Genomic DNA, 464 nt, shown 5'->3' with positions numbered 1-464 from the left:
CGGTTGGATCACCTCCTTACCTTAAAGAACCTGCCTTTGTAGTGCTCACACAGATTGTCTGATGAACGTAAAGAAGCAAGGCGTCTTGCGATTGAGACTTCAGTGTCCCCTTCGTCTAGAGGCCCAGGACACCGCCCTTTCACGGCGGTAACAGGGGTTCGAATCCCCTAGGGGACGCCACTTGCTGGTTCGTGAGTGAAAGACGCGTGCCGAACTATCTCAAAACTCATCTTCGGGTGACGTTTGAGATATTTGCTCTTTAAAAATCTGGATCAAGCTGAAAATTGAAACGACACACAGTTAATGTGTGTTCGAGTCTCTCAAATTTTCGCAATCAGAAGTGAAACATCTTCGGGTTGTGAGGTTAAGCGACTAAGCGTACACGGTGGATGCCCTGGCAGTCAGAGGCGATGAAGGACGTGCTAATCTGCGAAAAGCGTCGGTAAGGTGATATGAACCGTTAC

At 48.7% G+C, this 464-nt stretch carries 1 tRNA gene and 1 rRNA gene (1 of these 2 only partly in view); both read left to right on the top strand.

The features are described 5' to 3' along the window. Positions 1–104 precede the first annotated feature (104 nt). Positions 105–180, top strand: a tRNA-Glu gene (locus ACFP3V_RS25010). Between the two features lie 182 nt (positions 181–362). Continuing rightward, positions 363–464: ribosomal RNA gene (locus ACFP3V_RS25005) — 23S ribosomal RNA — on the top strand; its annotated part runs 803 nt beyond the window's last position; the annotation flags it as partial.

It is taken from the genome of Streptacidiphilus monticola, assembly GCF_042658505.1.
In the GTDB taxonomy this organism is placed as follows: domain Bacteria; phylum Actinomycetota; class Actinomycetes; order Streptomycetales; family Streptomycetaceae; genus Streptacidiphilus; species Streptacidiphilus monticola.
Note: the sequence above shows the minus strand (reverse complement) of the source record. Positions and strands in the feature narration are given on the sequence as shown.